Here is a 14,041-nt window from a genome sequence, read left to right on the forward strand (position 1 = left end):
AACCGGGACGCGTGAATGTTTTACGTCGGGCGATGGTCACAGCCTTGCTCGATTGTCTTCATGCGGTCAGTTCCAGCCGCCCTTGTCGTCAGGAATCTTCCATGCGTTTTTTCAGATCATTGTTTGTGGGCTGTTTGTCTCTGGCCAGCCTGGCGAGTCAGGCCGAAACCGTCAAAAGCCTTTATCAGGTGCGCGAGCCTGTCACCAGTCAGGCGCCAGAAGAGCGTGATCAAGCCACCCAGCGCGCGCTCGACACGCTGGTGTTGCGCCTGACCGGCGATCCCAAGGCCGGGCAAAGTCCGGGGTTGGCGGCCATTCGCAAGGACCCGCAGCAGATCATCAGCCAGTACGGTTTCGAAGCCGGTCCGCCGGAAGTGCTGAAGGTGGATTTCGACCCGGCCAGCACCGAGCAGGCGTTGCGCCGTGCCGGGCTGTCGCTGTGGGGCGCGAACCGGCCATCGATCCTGACGTGGTGGCTGAACGACTCAACCGAAGGTTCGAGCCTGGTGGGTGATGGCCAGGCCAGTGCGGCGCCACTGCGTCGCGCGGCACAACACCGTGGTCTGCCGCTGCGCCTGCCACTGGCGGACCTGAGCGAGCAACTGGTCGCCACCGCGCCGAATCTTGAAGGCACCGATGCGACGCCGTTGCGCGGCGCATCGGATCGCTACAATGCTGACGCCTTGCTGGCCGTGCATGCCCGTGAAGAGGGTGGTCAGTGGCAGGCCAAATGGCATTTGTGGCTGGGCGATCAGAAGGAAGCGGGCAGCGTGCAGGGCGCGGATCAGGCCGCGGTCGCCGATGCGGTACTGCTCGCGGTCAGTCAGCGCCTGGCGCCCCGCTTTGTGGTCAAGCCCGGCAGTTCGGGCGAGCAGTTGCTGGAAGTGCAGGGCATGAACCTGGAGCGTTACGCGACACTTGGGCGTTTGCTGGAGCCGTTTGGCGCGCGCCTGCAGAGTGTTGACGCTGACCGGGCTCTCTACCGGGTCAATGGCAGCGCCGAACAGTTGCGGTCGCAGTTGTCGCTGGCGAAGTTGCAAGAGGTTCCGGCGGGTGAGGCCCCGGCACCGAGCGTGCCTGTTCAGCCGGTGGCCCAGGGTTCGGCGCCTGCTGTCGCGCCACCGCCCGCACCGGTGCCGCAGTTGCGTTTCCGTTGGTAAGGTTTTCTTTCTTTATATAGATGCATATGGAGTGGTACATGGCCGATACGCGGCGTTGGTTCTGGTTGGGTGGGGTGGTTCTGCTCTGCGCGTTTATCTGGCTGTTGCATCCGATTCTCACGCCGTTTCTGGTGGCGCTGCTGTTGGCCTATTTGTTCGACCCGCTGGTGGATCGGCTGGAAAAGGCCGGTCTGTCCCGGACCTGGGGCGTAGTGGCGGTGTTCGCGCTGTTCACCTTGATCTTCACCACCTTGTTGCTGGTGCTGGTGCCGATGCTCGCCAAGCAGTTGTTTCGCTTGTATGAACTGGCGCCGCAGATGCTCGACTGGTTGCAGCACACCGCATTGCCATGGGCGCAATCGAAGTTCGGGTTGTCGGATGGTTTCTGGAAGTTCGACAAGCTCAAGGCGGCGATCAGCGAACACATGGGCCAGACCACCGACATCGTCGGCGTGGTGCTGAGTCAGGCGACTGCATCGGGCCTTGCATTGATCGGATGGCTGGCCAATCTGGTGCTGATCCCGGTGGTGAGCTTTTATCTGTTGCGGGACTGGGACCTGATGATGGCCAAGATCCGCAGCCTGTTGCCTCGTGACCGGGAAGAGCGCGTGGTGATCCTGGCGGGCGAATGCCATGAAGTGCTCGGCGCGTTCGTGCGCGGGCAATTGCTGGTGATGGTGGCGCTGGGCGTGATCTATTCGGCGGGCCTGATGCTGGTAGGGCTCGAGCTGGGGCTGCTGATCGGGATGATCGCCGGCCTGGCGGCGATTGTGCCGTACATGGGGTTTGTCATCGGGATAGGTGCGGCGCTGATTGCCGGCCTGTTCCAGTTCGGTGGCGACTTGTACCCCATGGTTGGCATCGTCGCGGTGTTCATGGTTGGCCAGGCGCTGGAGGGCATGGTGCTCACACCGTTGCTGGTGGGCGACCGGATCGGTCTGCACCCGGTGGCGGTTATCTTTGCGATCCTGGCCGGTGGTGAGCTGTTCGGTTTTACCGGCGTGCTGCTGGCGCTCCCGGTGGCGGCGGTGATTATGGTTCTTGTGCGCCATGTGCATGATTTGTATAAAGATTCGGATATCTACGGTGGCGTCGACGAACCTGAGCTCTAGAGGTCTTCGATGACGCGTCGCGGGCAGCCTGGTCCAGTGCCAGGCTGGCCTCTGTCCCATGGGCGGCTGTCACATGCGCCGCCAAAGAAACGCTCATGAAACCAGTGCGATAACGCAAACCTTTGATTTTGCTTATGGTCTGTCGCATTGTGCGGTCAGCTTCACGGGTATAAACTTCGCAAACTTTACACAGAGGCCACTAACGGTTCCTTTGGAACTGTTCAGTCAGCATGAAACCGATTCAGCTGCCCCTAGGTGTGCGTCTGCGTGATGACGCTACCTTTATCAATTACTACCCAGGCGCCAATGCCGCTGCACTCGGCTATGTCGAGCGGCTGTGCGAAGCCGACGCCGGCTGGACCGAAAGCCTGATTTATCTCTGGGGCAAGCACGGGGTAGGGCGCACGCATCTGTTGCAGGCGGCCTGCTTGCGCTTCGAACAGATGGGTGAGACGGCGGTGTATCTGCCACTGGCCGAGTTGATGGATCGCGGCATCGAAATTCTCGACAACCTCGAACAGTACGAACTGGTCTGCCTGGATGATCTGCAGGCGGTGGCCGGCAAGGCGGACTGGGAAGAGGCGTTGTTCCATCTGTTCAATCGCCTGCGTGACAGCGGTCGGCGCCTGCTGATTGCCGCATCGACGTCACCGCGTGAACTGCCGGTGAAGCTGGCGGACCTGAAATCCCGACTCACGCTGGCGCTGATCTTCCAGATGCGACCGCTGTCCGACGAAGACAAATTGCGCGCCCTGCAACTGCGTGCGTCCCGTCGCGGATTGCACCTGACCGACGAAGTCGGACATTTTATCTTGACCCGTGGCACTCGCAGCATGAGTGCGCTGTTCGAGCTGCTTGAGCGTCTCGATCAGGCCTCCCTTCAAGCTCAGCGCAAGCTGACCATTCCGTTTCTAAAAGAGACGCTGGGCTGGTAAAGCCCAAGTCCTACAAGGCTTTTGGCATATTTCAGGCGCCAAAAAGTTCGCGTTCCTACAGGGTGTAGGCCGCGCAAGCGTCTAAATGGGGCTTAAGCGCTTAGATGGAAACGCGAAACCGGAAAGTCACATAAAGTTCGATTGAATTTGCAAATGAGGATGATAGCGGGCATAGTCTCGGCTTCTTTACAACTATCAGCCACGGTCGTGCCCATGCTAAATCGCTTTGCACCCCTCGTGCCTCTCGCACTCGTCACCCTGTTGTTCGGTTGCGCTGCCCACTCTCCAGTGTCGGAGCAAGCGCCTCAGCAGCAGGTAAAAAATTCAGTTACTGCGCAATCCTCTTCCGTTCTTTTCCAGGAAGAGCTGGCCACCGATAAAGAACTGGCTGACTTCGCCGACGGCAAGTCGTACCAGCTTCCGGTGCTCGCCGACAGCATCCTTGAGCGTGGCATGTCCCTGATCGGTACCCGTTACCGTTTCGGCGGCACCTCCGAGGCGGGTTTTGATTGCAGCGGTTTCATCGGTTACCTGTTCCGGGAAGAGGCCGGCATGAACCTGCCGCGCTCAACTCGCGAAATGATCAACGTGGACGCGCCGCTGGTTGCTCGCAGCGCGCTCAAGCCGGGCGATCTGCTGTTCTTCGCGACCAATGGCCGCCGCGGTCGTGTCAGTCACGCCGGGATCTACCTCGGTGACAACCAGTTCATCCACTCCAGCAGCCGCAAAAGCGGTGGGGTCCGGGTCGATAGCCTGGGCGACAGCTACTGGAGCAAGACCTTCATCGAAGCCAAGCGCGCACTCGCGATGGCCCCGACCGTGGTCACGGCACGCAAGTAATGCTTGATCCTGTCGCCACGTCAGTGGCGACAAAAAGCCTCTCTGCGACAGAGTAGGCGGATAGTTTGTAAGGCGAACTTAAAGTCTTACTTGAAGTTTGCCGCATAGCCGCTAGAATCCTGATCTATTATTGATGGCAAACCGCCTGCGTCCTGCGCAGGCGGTTTTCTTTTCTGCCCTGTCGGCAGAAAAAAGCCGCAGCCAGATCAGGATGTTCTGCTTATGACGATGTCGGCCCGCCTCGCACTCATGTTCTTCGCAGCGCTGCTCAGCGCATGCGCCAGCCGTACACCGCCACCTGCGCCGGTGGTTCGTGCGCCGATTGTTTTCGGGTCACCCCAACCCTTTTCCCCTGAGGCCGAAGACGTGCTGTTTCGCGCGTTGGGTCTGGTGGGCACGCCTTATCGCTGGGGCGGCAACACGCCGGATTCCGGATTCGATTGCAGCGGCCTGATCGGTTATGTCTACCGTGACGTCACTGGCATCTCGCTGCCGCGCACCACCCGCGAGATGATCAGCATGCAAGCGGCCAGTGTCGGCAAGGAAGGCCTGCAAACCGGCGACCTGATTTTCTTCGCCACCAATGGCGGCTCTCAGGTCAGCCACGCCGGGATCTACGTCGGTGAAGGCCGCTTCGTCCATGCGCCAGCCACGGGCGGCACGGTGAAGCTCGACAGCTTGTCCAAAGCTTATTGGCAGAAAGCCTACCTCAGCGCCAAGCGTGTCCTGCAACCTGAGCATCTGGCGCGTAACCCTTGATTCGCAGAGGTCGTCATGACCGCTCGTACGCTCAATCTCGATGATTCCCTGTATCAATACCTGCTCGACGTTTCCCTGAGGGAAACGCCGCTGCTCAAGCGTTTGCGCGATGAAACCCAGGCCCTGCCGATGGCGCGCTGGCAGGTGGCGCCGGAGCAGGGGCAATTCCTCGCATTGCTGGTGAAACTCACCGGCGCCAGGCGCCTGCTGGAAGTCGGCACCTTCACCGGTTACAGCGCGTTGTGCATGGCGGCGGCGTTGCCGGATGGCGGTTCACTGATCTGCTGTGACATGCCTGGTGACTACAACGCCACGGCGCGCCGTTACTGGCAGGAAGCAGGGCTCGCCGAACGAATTGACCTGCGCCTGGCGCCTGCGCTGGAAACCCTGGCTCAGTTGGACCAGCCCGGACAATTCGATTTGATGTTCATTGATGCCGACAAGGCCAACTATCCGGCCTACCTGGAGCACGCGCTGCGACTGCTGCGCGTTGGAGGCCTGGCAGTGTTCGATAACACCCTGTGGAGCGGGCGGGTGCTGGAGCAGAATCCCGAGAGCGAAGACACCCGAGCCATCCAGGCGCTTAATCTCGCCTTGAAGGATGATTCTCGTGTGGATCTGTCGCTGTTGCCGTTGGGCGATGGATTGACGCTTTGCCGCAAGCGCTAAACGCGGTCCCCTGTGGGAGCGAGCCTGCTCGCGATAGCGGTGCGCCAGGTACATCAATGTCGGATGTGCTGACCCCATCGCTAGCAGGCTTGCTCCCACAGGTCTTGAGTGTGGCAGCTACTTCGCCGCAGAAACCCGCCACACTTTGTTCCCCACATCATCCGCCACCAGCAAGCTACCCTGCTGATCGATCACCACACCCACCGGCCGACCCATGGCTTTCTCTTCGTCATTGAGGAAGCCCGTGAGTACATCAATCGGTTGCCCAATCGGCTTGCCGGCACTGAACGGTACGAAAATCACTTTGTAGCCACTGTGCGGTTTACGGTTCCACGAACCGTGCTGCCCAATGAATGCGCCTTCCTTGAATTGCGCTGGCAGCGAGTTGCCTTCAGCGAACGTCAGGCCCAGCGATGCGGTGTGCGGGCCGACCGCGTAGTCCGGCGCGATGGCCTTGGCGACCAGGTCCGGATTTTGCGGTTCGACGCGAATGTCGACGTGCTGGCCGTAATAGCTGTAAGGCCAGCCGTAGAATCCGCCGTCCTTCACTGAAGTGATGTAGTCCGGCACCAGGTCGCTGCCGATTTCATCCCGCTCGTTGACGGCCGTCCACAGTGCGCCGGTCTGCGGCTCCCAGGCCAGGCCATTTGGATTGCGAATCCCCGAGGCGAAGATCCGGTGATTGCCGGTGGCGCGATCCACTTCCCAGATCGCCGCGCGACCTTCTTCCTGGTCCATGCCGTTTTCGGCGACATTGCTGTTGGAACCCACCGTGACGTACAGCTTGCTGCCGTCCTTGCTGGCAATGACGTTTTTGGTCCAGTGGTGATTCAGTGTGCCGCCCGGCAGATCAACCACTTTGATCGGCTGCGACTTGATGGCCGTGTCGCCATTCTCATAGTGGAAGCGCAGCAAGCGATCCGTGTCGGCGACATACAGGTCATTGCCAACCAAGGTCATGCCGAAGGGCGAATTGAGGTTTTCCAGAAACACCGTACGGGTTTCGGCGATGCCGTCATGGTCCTTGTCCCGTAACAGCGTAATGCGGTTCGGGCTCGGTACACCGGCACCGGCGCGGCCCATGACTTTCTTCATGACCCAGCCTTTAACGCCTTTGCCATCGTCGGGTTTGGGCGGCGCGTTGGTTTCGGCGACGAGCACGTCACCGTTCGGCAGCACGTACAGCCAGCGCGGATGATCGAGATCTTCGGCGAACGCCGCCACCTGGGTGCCCGCTGCGGTGGTGGGTTTCGCACCGTCCGGCCAGCCGATTGCCGGGGCGATGTTCACCGTCGGGATCAGGGTTTTGTTCGGTTCTGGCAATTTGGGTGACGGGCCGGTGCCGTCGGAGACTTGCAGGCTGGAGGTTTCACCGCAGGCGGCGAGCCCTCCGGCCAGGGCGATGACGAGAACGAACGGGGGCTTGTGCATGCTGATCTTCCCTATAAATGCAGTGACCTGATCAATAGAGAAGCGCACACCCGCGATGGTTCAACCGGTCAGCCGCGGGCTTCCTTGAACAGCACGGCGATGCCAGGGTGATAGTTGCCCGCTTCATTACGCAACTTGCGGTAGGCGTAGGGGAAATACCAGGCGACGGCGCAGGAGTGTTCCTTTAGCAGATCGTCGACCATGTCCTGGAGTTCTTCCGGGGTGGCGCCATGCTGGGCTTTTTGCGGTGCAACGAACAGGCAGCCGAGTTTCAGGTCACTGGCGTAGCTGATTCGCCTGGCGTCGCTGGTGATATCGGCCAGCGCCTGTGTCAGGTTCAGGTTGTTGACCCGTGGCCAACGCTGCGTGGCTTGAAGGTAGGCGCGTTCTTCGCTGGTGGCGATGAACAGGTCGGCGCGGGCGTTGCGTTCGCCTTCCTCGTTCTGTTTGCGGGTCGGTGTCTGTTGCAGCGTGACCATTTCCGCCGCCCATGCGGCGGCGGAGAGCAAGCCGAGGTTGGCTTTTTCGTCGTACCAGTAAGGCGTGTCGTTATCGCCGCGCACGGCGTTGTAACGGTCGATACAGTCAAACCAGCGCTCCAGCACCGGGCGCAGGAATTCCAGCTTCGGATTGCTGATGATCATGCCTTGCATGTGGCTCACCCTTGTTATTGTGTTGTCAGGTTGTGGCGCTTTGATATCACTGCTGAGAGTGTGGCACAAGATTGGCGTCAGTTAATTGATCAACGGCAGTTAATCGCCCGACGGCGTCCCGGCTTTAATTGACGCTCCACCCCCAACCCTCTAACCTTCGCGGCTTGTTTCAGGTGCTCTGTGGCCTTGGTCGACAGAGTGAAACAGGGAAGCCGGTGAGTGCATTCGTTCCATTCATGAACAATCACGATCCCGGCGCTGCCCCCGCAACGGTAAATGAGTGAAGACTGAGCATTGTTGCCACTGTGTCGATATCGGCATGGGAAGGCGCGCAGTCAGGCGGAGTGCCGCTCATGAGCCCGGAGACCGGCCTGATCCATCCAGCGGCATCACGGTGGGCGATGCCAGGCTTCTTGCCGTCTATTCTTGTGCCTGCCCGCCGTTATCCAGCCTCAACGGAGAGCTCCCCATGACTGATACTCCCGATCGTGACGAACGCCATCTGGCGCGCATGCTGCGCAAAAAAGCCGTGATCGACGAACGCATCGCCAACTCGCCCAATGAATGCGGCCTGCTGCTGGTGCTGACAGGCAACGGCAAAGGCAAAAGCAGCTCGGCGTTCGGCATGCTCGCCCGCTCCCTGGGCCATGGCATGCAATGCGGCGTGGTGCAGTTCATCAAGGGCCGCAACAGCACGGGCGAAGAACTGTTTTTCCGGCGCTTTCCCGAGCAGGTGCGTTTTCATGTGATGGGCGAGGGCTTTACCTGGGAAACCCAGGACCGCCAACGCGACATCGCCGCCGCCGAAGCCGCCTGGGCAGTGTCCCGTGAACTGCTTCAGGATCCGTCGATCGGCCTGGTGGTGCTGGATGAACTGAACATTGCCCTCAAGCACGGTTACCTCGATCTCGATCAGGTGCTCAGCGACTTGCAGGCGCGGCCGCCGATGCAGCACGTGGTGGTCACCGGTCGCGGCGCCAAGCCGGAAATGATTGAACTGGCCGACACCGTTACAGAAATGGGCGTCATCAAGCACGCCTTCCAGGCCGGCATCAAAGCGCAAAAAGGCGTCGAATTGTGAGTCAACCACGTCATTGCCCGGCGGTCTTGATTGCCGCGCCGGCTTCCGGTCAGGGCAAGACCACCGTCACCGCCGCGCTGGCCCGTTTGCATCGCAATCAGGGGCGCAAGGTGCGCGTGTTCAAATGCGGTCCGGACTTTCTCGACCCGATGATTCTCGAGCGCGCCAGCGGTGCGCCGGTCTACCAACTGGACATGTGGATGGTCGGCGAGCAGGAAAGTCGTCGACTGTTGTGGGAAGCCGCCGGTGAAGCCGATCTGATCCTGATCGAAGGCGTCATGGGGCTGTTTGACGGTACGCCGTCCAGCGCTGACCTGGCGCGGCATTTCGGTGTGCCGGTGCTCGGGGTGATCGACGGCACGGCGATGGCGCAGACCTTTGGTGCGCTGGCGTTGGGGTTGGCGAAGTATCAGCCGGACCTGCCGTTCGCTGGCGTGCTGGCCAACCGGGTGGGCACCTTGCGCCATGCGCAGTTGCTTGAAGGCAGCCTGACTGAAGGCTTGCGCTGGTACGGCGCATTGTCCCGGGAGACCGGGATTGAATTGCCGAGTCGGCACCTCGGTCTGGTTCAGGCCAGCGAGTTGAACGATCTCGACCTGCGTCTCGATGCGGCGGCCGAATCACTGGCCAACAGCTGTGACGTTGCGCTGCCGCCACCTGTGGAGTTCGCCGCTCCAGAAGTGATCGCCGCCGAACCGTTGCTGGCCGGTGTACGGATTGCCGTGGCCCGTGATGAAGCCTTCGCTTTCACCTACGGCGCGAGCCTGGATTTGCTGCGAGCCATGGGCGCCGAATTGTCATTCTTCTCGCCGATCCGCGACATGCAATTGCCGGAGGCAGATAGTCTCTATCTGCCGGGCGGTTACCCGGAATTGCACCATGTCGCGCTGGCACAGAACACCTCCATGCTTGGCGCCACTCGCGCTCACCATGCGGCGGGCAAACCGTTGCTGGCCGAGTGTGGCGGCATGCTGTATCTGCTCGATTCGCTGACCGATGTCGAAGGTACTCGCGCAGAACTGGTGGGGTTGCTGGCCGGTGATGCGGTGATGCAGAAACGGCTGGCGGCGCTGGCGTTGCAGGCGGTGGAATTGCCCGAAGGTTCGCTGCGCGGCCACACCTATCATCATTCGTTGACCAGCACCGAACTTGAGCCGATTGCCCGTGGCCTCAGTCCTAACGGCGGGCGCGGAGCGGAGGCGGTTTATCGGCAGGGGCGGATGACGGCTTCCTATGTGCATTTCTATTTCCCGTCCAATCCGAACGCTGTAGCTGCGCTGTTTGCGCCTGACCGTGAAGCTGCCATCGCTGGCAGGCCAGCTCCCACAGTTGACCGTGTATTACCTGAAGAAACGCAGATCCCTGTGGGAGCTGGCCTGCCAGCGATGAGGCCATGACCGACAACGCATTCAGTGAAGCCGAGCGGGAAGCAGTGTATCGCGCGATAGCCGAACGCCGCGACATGCGCCACTTCAGCGGCGGCACCGTCGAACCTGAGTTGCTCCGGCGACTGCTCGAAGCCGCGCATCAGGCCCCAAGCGTCGGCCTGATGCAGCCTTGGCGATTCATCCGCATCAGCGATCGCACCCTGCGCGGCAAGATCCAAGTGCTGGTGGAAGAAGAACGCATCCGCACCGCCGAAGCCCTCGGCGAACGCACCGACGAATTCATGAAGCTGAAAGTCGAAGGCATCAACGACTGCGCGGAAGTGTTGGTCGCCGCGCTGATGGACGACCGTGAACGCCACATTTTCGGCCGCCGCACCCTGCCGGAAATGGACATGGCCTCGTTGTCCTGCGCGATCCAGAACCTGTGGCTGGCCTCCCGCGCCGAAGGACTGGGCATGGGCTGGGTCTCTTTATTTGAACCGCAAGCCCTGGCCGATCTGCTGGGTTTGCCCGCCGGGGCCAAACCTTTGGCGATTCTTTGCCTCGGGCCGGTCAAGGAATTCTATCCGGCGCCGATGCTGGTACTCGAAGGCTGGGCGCAGGCGCGTCCGCTAAGCGAATTGCTGTATGAGAATTATTGGGGAGTGAGTCAATGAGTGTGGCGTTGTTGAGTGTCGCCGCAGTGGCGCTGGATGCGCTGCTGGGTGAACCCAAACGCTGGCATCCGCTGGTGGCGTTCGGCCGTTTTGCCGACCGCATCGAACAACGTTTCAATGGTGAAGGACGCGGCTGGCGCAGCCACGGCGTTACCGCCTGGGTGATCGCGGTCGTGCCGCTGACCTTGCTCGCCACGGCTTTTTCCTGGGCGCCTTATGTCGGCTGGATCGTCGAGATTCTCGCGCTCTATTGCGCCCTCGGCCTGCGTAGCCTCGGTGAACACGTCACGCCGGTGGCCACGGCGCTGCGCAGTGATGATCTGGAGGAAGCGCGCGCGCGTGTCGGTTACCTGGTCAGCCGCCAGACCAGTGAGCTGGATAAAACCGAGGTCGCCCGCGCCGCCACCGAATCCGTCCTGGAGAACGGCAGCGACGCGGTGTTTGCCGCGCTGTTCTGGTTTGCAGTGGCTGGCGCGCCCGGCGTGGTGCTCTACCGATTGAGCAATACGCTGGATGCGATGTGGGGTTATCGCACCGAGCGCTTCGAACGTTTTGGCTGGGCCGCGGCGAAGATCGACGACGTGCTCAACTACATTCCTGCGCGACTGGTGGCGTTGACCTACGCGCTGCTGGGCAAAACCCGACTCGCCTTGAAATGCTGGCGCACCCAGGGTCCGACATGGGACAGTCCGAACGCCGGCCCGGTGATGGCCGCGGGTGCTGGTTCGCTGGGCGTCGAGTTGGGCGGGGCGGCGATTTATCACGGTGAACTGCATCAGCGTCCGCAACTGGGCGAGGGCGCGCCGGCGGACGCCGACTCCATCGACCGAGGCTGGCAATTGGTCCAGCGCGGGGTATGGTTATGGCTGCTGATTCTCTGCGTGGGGGCTGAATTCTATGCTTGAGCATGGTGGACGGTTGCGCAAGGCGGCGCTCGAATACGGCATCGCCGAAGCTGATTGGCTTGATCTGTCCAGCGGCCTCGCGCCCTGGCCGTTTCCGGTCCCCGACATTCCGTTGCGCGCCTGGGCGCGATTGCCGGAAACCGATGACGGACTGGAACAAGCCGCCTGCGATTACTACGGTGCCGCGCAGGTGCTGCCAGTGGCCGGTTCACAAATGGCGATCCAGTTGCTGCCGCGTTTGCGCCGGGTCGGCAAGGTCGGCGTGCTGTCGCCGTGTTACGCCGAGCACGCCGAAGCCTGGCGCCGCAGCGGCTACATCGTGCGTGAAGTGCTGGAGCAAGAGGTCGACTTTTTCCTCGACAGTCTCGATGTGCTGGTGGTGGTCAACCCGAACAATCCGACGGGCCTGAGCCTGACCCCGAGCCGTCTGCTCGACTGGCATTCCAGACTGGCCCAGCGCGGTGGCTGGCTGGTGGTGGACGAAGCGTTCATGGACAACACGCCACAGCTGAGCCTGGCGCCGTGCGCCCATCAGGTCGGCTTGATCGTGTTGCGCTCCTTCGGCAAGTTTTTTGGCCTGGCCGGTGTCCGGCTGGGGTTCGTGCTGGCGGAGCGCAAGCTGCTCAAGCTGCTCGCCGAACAAGTCGGGCCCTGGGCCGTCAGCGGACCGACTCGCGTGTTGGGGCAAGCCTGTCTGCAGGATACCGAAGGCCACGCCAGACAGCGTGTGCGCACCGAAGCGGCCAGCGAGCGTTTGGCTGCACTGTTGGAAAAGCACGGTTTCAAACCTCAGGGCGGTTGTGCCCTGTTTCAGTGGCTGACCACCGAACACGCCGAAGCACTCCATGAATTCATGGCCCGCCACGGCATTCTGCTGCGGTTGTTCACCCACAACAGCAGCCTGCGGTTCGGCCTGCCCGGCGAAGAAGCCGACTGGGCCCGACTTGATCAAGCGTTCGACGCCTACGCCAGGGAAACCCGATGACAACGTTGATGGTGCAGGGCACGACTTCGGACGCCGGTAAAAGCACACTGGTGACGGCGCTGTGTCGCTGGGTCACGCGGCAGGGCGTACGAGTCGTGCCGTTCAAGCCGCAGAACATGGCGCTCAACAGTGCCGTGACCGCCGACGGTGGCGAGATCGGACGTGCACAAGCGGTGCAGGCTCAGGCCGCTTATCTCGACCCGCATACCGACATGAACCCGGTGCTGCTCAAACCCAACAGCGACACTGGCGCCCAAGTGATCATTCACGGGCGCGCTGTCACGACGATGAACGCGGTTGCGTATCACGACTACAAAGCCATCGCCATGCAAGCGGTGCTCGCGTCCCATGAGCGGCTGAGCGCGGCGTATCCGGTGGTGATGGTCGAAGGCGCAGGCTCGCCGGCCGAGATCAATTTGCGGGCCGGCGACATTGCCAACATGGGGTTTGCCGAGGCGGTGGATTGCCCGGTGCTGCTGATCGCCGACATCAATCGCGGCGGCGTTTTCGCACATCTGGTGGGCACGCTGGAATTGCTTTCTCCCACCGAGCAGGCGCGGATCAAAGGCTTCATCATCAACCGTTTTCGCGGCGACATTGCCTTGCTGCAACCCGGCCTCGACTGGCTGGAAGCGCGCACCGGCAAACCGGTGATCGGCGTGCTGCCCTACGTGATGGACCTGCACCTGGAGGCCGAGGACGGCATCGATCAGCGCCAGACCGACAAGGCCGACCAGGTGCTGAAGGTCGTTGTGCCGGTGTTGCCGCGCATCAGCAACCACACCGATTTCGATCCGCTGCGCCTGCACCCGCAAGTGGACCTGCAATTCATCGGCCCCGGCCAGGCGATTCCACCCGCTGACCTGATCGTTCTTCCCGGCTCGAAAAGCGTGCGCAGCGACCTCGCGTATTTGCGCGCCAATGGCTGGGACACCGCCATCGCCCGGCATTTGCGCTATGGCGGAAAGGTGTTGGGGATTTGCGGCGGCCTGCAGATGCTCGGCGAGCAGGTGCACGACCCGTTGGGCCTCGAAGGTGCGCCGGGCTCCAGTGCCGGTCTGGGTTTGTTGGCGTTCGAAACGCAGCTCGAAGAAGAGAAGCAACTGCGCAATGTGCGCGGGCGCCTGACGCTGGAAAACGCTGAAGTCAGCGGTTATGAAATTCATGCTGGCGTGACCACCGGACCCGCGTTGGAAAATGCCGCCGTGCAGTTGGACGATGGTCGTTGCGACGGCGCGCAAAGTGGTGACGGACAGATTTTCGGCACCTACCTGCATGGCCTGTTCGAATCGCCGGCGGCGTGCAGTGCGCTGTTGCGTTGGGCGGGTTTGCAGGAGGTGCAGGACGTGGATTACCACGGCTTGCGCGAGCGGGATATCGAACGTCTGGCGGATCTGGTGGAGAAGCATCTGGATACCCGGCTGCTGCGTGAGCTCTGCGGGATTTGATGAGGCCGGCACAGTCACC

General features: G+C 61.6%; 14 protein-coding genes and 1 riboswitch. Of the genes, 12 read left to right on the plus strand and 2 right to left on the minus strand.

Translation table 11 applies throughout. The features are described 5' to 3' along the window. The first annotated feature begins 101 nt into the window (after positions 1 to 101). The 6 genes from ACM6I5_RS04735 (at position 102) to ACM6I5_RS04760 (ending at position 5,475) form a co-directional block, all read left to right on the plus strand. On the plus strand, positions 102 to 1,160 hold the full coding sequence (locus tag ACM6I5_RS04735) for a DUF2066 domain-containing protein (RefSeq protein WP_414883284.1): 1,059 nt from the start codon (positions 102 to 104) through the stop codon (positions 1,158 to 1,160). Between the two features lie 38 nt (positions 1,161 to 1,198). Further along, a complete protein-coding gene (locus ACM6I5_RS04740) occupies positions 1,199 to 2,272 on the plus strand; it encodes an AI-2E family transporter (RefSeq protein WP_017337259.1) in 1,074 nt (357 codons plus the stop codon). A gap of 230 nt (positions 2,273 to 2,502) precedes the next feature. Continuing rightward, positions 2,503 to 3,207, plus strand: a complete 705-nt coding sequence (hda, locus tag ACM6I5_RS04745) for a DnaA regulatory inactivator Hda (RefSeq protein ID WP_017337260.1) — start codon at positions 2,503 to 2,505, stop codon at positions 3,205 to 3,207. 213 nt (positions 3,208 to 3,420) lie between these two features. Continuing rightward, on the plus strand, positions 3,421 to 4,047 hold the full coding sequence (locus ACM6I5_RS04750; RefSeq protein WP_017337261.1) for a C40 family peptidase: 627 nt from the start codon (positions 3,421 to 3,423) through the stop codon (positions 4,045 to 4,047). 222 nt (positions 4,048 to 4,269) lie between these two features. Next, a complete protein-coding gene (locus ACM6I5_RS04755; protein WP_017337262.1) occupies positions 4,270 to 4,806 on the plus strand; it encodes a C40 family peptidase in 537 nt (178 codons plus the stop codon). A 15-nt stretch (positions 4,807 to 4,821) separates the two neighbouring features. Then, a complete protein-coding gene (locus ACM6I5_RS04760) occupies positions 4,822 to 5,475 on the plus strand; it encodes an O-methyltransferase (protein ID WP_017337263.1) in 654 nt (217 codons plus the stop codon). Between the two features lie 117 nt (positions 5,476 to 5,592). Here ACM6I5_RS04760 and ACM6I5_RS04765 read toward each other — a convergent pair whose 3' ends face one another. Both ACM6I5_RS04765 and ACM6I5_RS04770 read right to left on the minus strand, forming a co-directional pair. Then, a complete protein-coding gene (locus ACM6I5_RS04765; RefSeq protein WP_017337264.1) occupies positions 5,593 to 6,906 on the minus strand; it encodes a PQQ-dependent sugar dehydrogenase in 1,314 nt (437 codons plus the stop codon). 68 nt (positions 6,907 to 6,974) lie between these two features. After that, entirely contained in the window at positions 6,975 to 7,559 is a 585-nt protein-coding gene (locus ACM6I5_RS04770) for a hypothetical protein (protein WP_414883285.1), read from the minus strand. A 154-nt stretch (positions 7,560 to 7,713) separates the two neighbouring features. Further along, positions 7,714 to 7,949, plus strand: a riboswitch (cobalamin riboswitch). 79 nt (positions 7,950 to 8,028) lie between these two features. On the opposite strand from ACM6I5_RS04770, the gene cobO reads away from it, so the two are divergent. The 6 genes from cobO to ACM6I5_RS04800 are packed head-to-tail and all read left to right on the plus strand — an operon-like array spanning position 8,029 to position 14,022. After that, positions 8,029 to 8,640 carry a cob(I)yrinic acid a,c-diamide adenosyltransferase gene (gene cobO, locus ACM6I5_RS04775; protein WP_017337266.1) on the plus strand — a complete coding sequence of 204 codons (612 nt, stop codon included), beginning with the start codon at positions 8,029 to 8,031 and terminating at the stop codon, positions 8,638 to 8,640. Beyond that, complete coding sequence (locus tag ACM6I5_RS04780) at positions 8,637 to 10,037, plus strand: cobyrinate a,c-diamide synthase (protein WP_414883286.1); 1,401 nt, start codon at positions 8,637 to 8,639, stop codon at positions 10,035 to 10,037. The genes cobO and ACM6I5_RS04780 overlap by 4 nt, the downstream gene beginning before the upstream one ends. Continuing rightward, a complete protein-coding gene (gene bluB / locus ACM6I5_RS04785; protein ID WP_414883287.1) occupies positions 10,034 to 10,684 on the plus strand; it encodes a 5,6-dimethylbenzimidazole synthase in 651 nt (216 codons plus the stop codon). Before ACM6I5_RS04780 ends, bluB begins: the two co-directional genes overlap by 4 nt. Further along, complete coding sequence (gene cbiB / locus ACM6I5_RS04790; RefSeq protein ID WP_017337269.1) at positions 10,681 to 11,589, plus strand: adenosylcobinamide-phosphate synthase CbiB; 909 nt, start codon at positions 10,681 to 10,683, stop codon at positions 11,587 to 11,589. Before bluB ends, cbiB begins: the two co-directional genes overlap by 4 nt. Continuing rightward, positions 11,582 to 12,574 carry a threonine-phosphate decarboxylase CobD gene (cobD, locus tag ACM6I5_RS04795; protein WP_017337270.1) on the plus strand — a complete coding sequence of 331 codons (993 nt, stop codon included), beginning with the start codon at positions 11,582 to 11,584 and terminating at the stop codon, positions 12,572 to 12,574. The genes cbiB and cobD overlap by 8 nt, the downstream gene beginning before the upstream one ends. Continuing rightward, the gene (locus ACM6I5_RS04800; protein ID WP_414878552.1) at positions 12,571 to 14,022 is read left to right on the plus strand and encodes a cobyric acid synthase; all 1,452 of its coding nucleotides are present in this window, start codon (positions 12,571 to 12,573) and stop codon (positions 14,020 to 14,022) included. Before cobD ends, ACM6I5_RS04800 begins: the two co-directional genes overlap by 4 nt. Positions 14,023 to 14,041 lie beyond the last annotated feature (19 nt).

The sequence above is a fragment of the Pseudomonas sp. IT-P171 genome (genome assembly GCF_949767765.1).
Lineage (GTDB): Bacteria > Pseudomonadota > Gammaproteobacteria > Pseudomonadales > Pseudomonadaceae > Aquipseudomonas > Aquipseudomonas fluorescens_B.

Coding starts and splice junctions, on each gene's coding strand:
- ACM6I5_RS04735 (WP_414883284.1), top strand. CDS start 102: ATGCGTTTTTTCAGATCATTGTTTGTGGGCTGTTTGTCTCTGGCCAGC.
- ACM6I5_RS04740 (WP_017337259.1), top strand. CDS start 1,199: ATGGCCGATACGCGGCGTTGGTTCTGGTTGGGTGGGGTGGTTCTGCTC.
- hda (WP_017337260.1), top strand. CDS start 2,503: ATGAAACCGATTCAGCTGCCCCTAGGTGTGCGTCTGCGTGATGACGCT.
- ACM6I5_RS04750 (WP_017337261.1), top strand. CDS start 3,421: ATGCTAAATCGCTTTGCACCCCTCGTGCCTCTCGCACTCGTCACCCTG.
- ACM6I5_RS04755 (WP_017337262.1), top strand. CDS start 4,270: ATGACGATGTCGGCCCGCCTCGCACTCATGTTCTTCGCAGCGCTGCTC.
- ACM6I5_RS04760 (WP_017337263.1), top strand. CDS start 4,822: ATGACCGCTCGTACGCTCAATCTCGATGATTCCCTGTATCAATACCTG.
- ACM6I5_RS04765 (WP_017337264.1), bottom strand. CDS start 6,906: ATGCACAAGCCCCCGTTCGTTCTCGTCATCGCCCTGGCCGGAGGGCTC.
- ACM6I5_RS04770 (WP_414883285.1), bottom strand. CDS start 7,559: ATGCAAGGCATGATCATCAGCAATCCGAAGCTGGAATTCCTGCGCCCG.
- cobO (WP_017337266.1), top strand. CDS start 8,029: ATGACTGATACTCCCGATCGTGACGAACGCCATCTGGCGCGCATGCTG.
- bluB (WP_414883287.1), top strand. CDS start 10,034: ATGACCGACAACGCATTCAGTGAAGCCGAGCGGGAAGCAGTGTATCGC.
- cbiB (WP_017337269.1), top strand. CDS start 10,681: ATGAGTGTGGCGTTGTTGAGTGTCGCCGCAGTGGCGCTGGATGCGCTG.
- cobD (WP_017337270.1), top strand. CDS start 11,582: ATGCTTGAGCATGGTGGACGGTTGCGCAAGGCGGCGCTCGAATACGGC.
- ACM6I5_RS04800 (WP_414878552.1), top strand. CDS start 12,571: ATGACAACGTTGATGGTGCAGGGCACGACTTCGGACGCCGGTAAAAGC.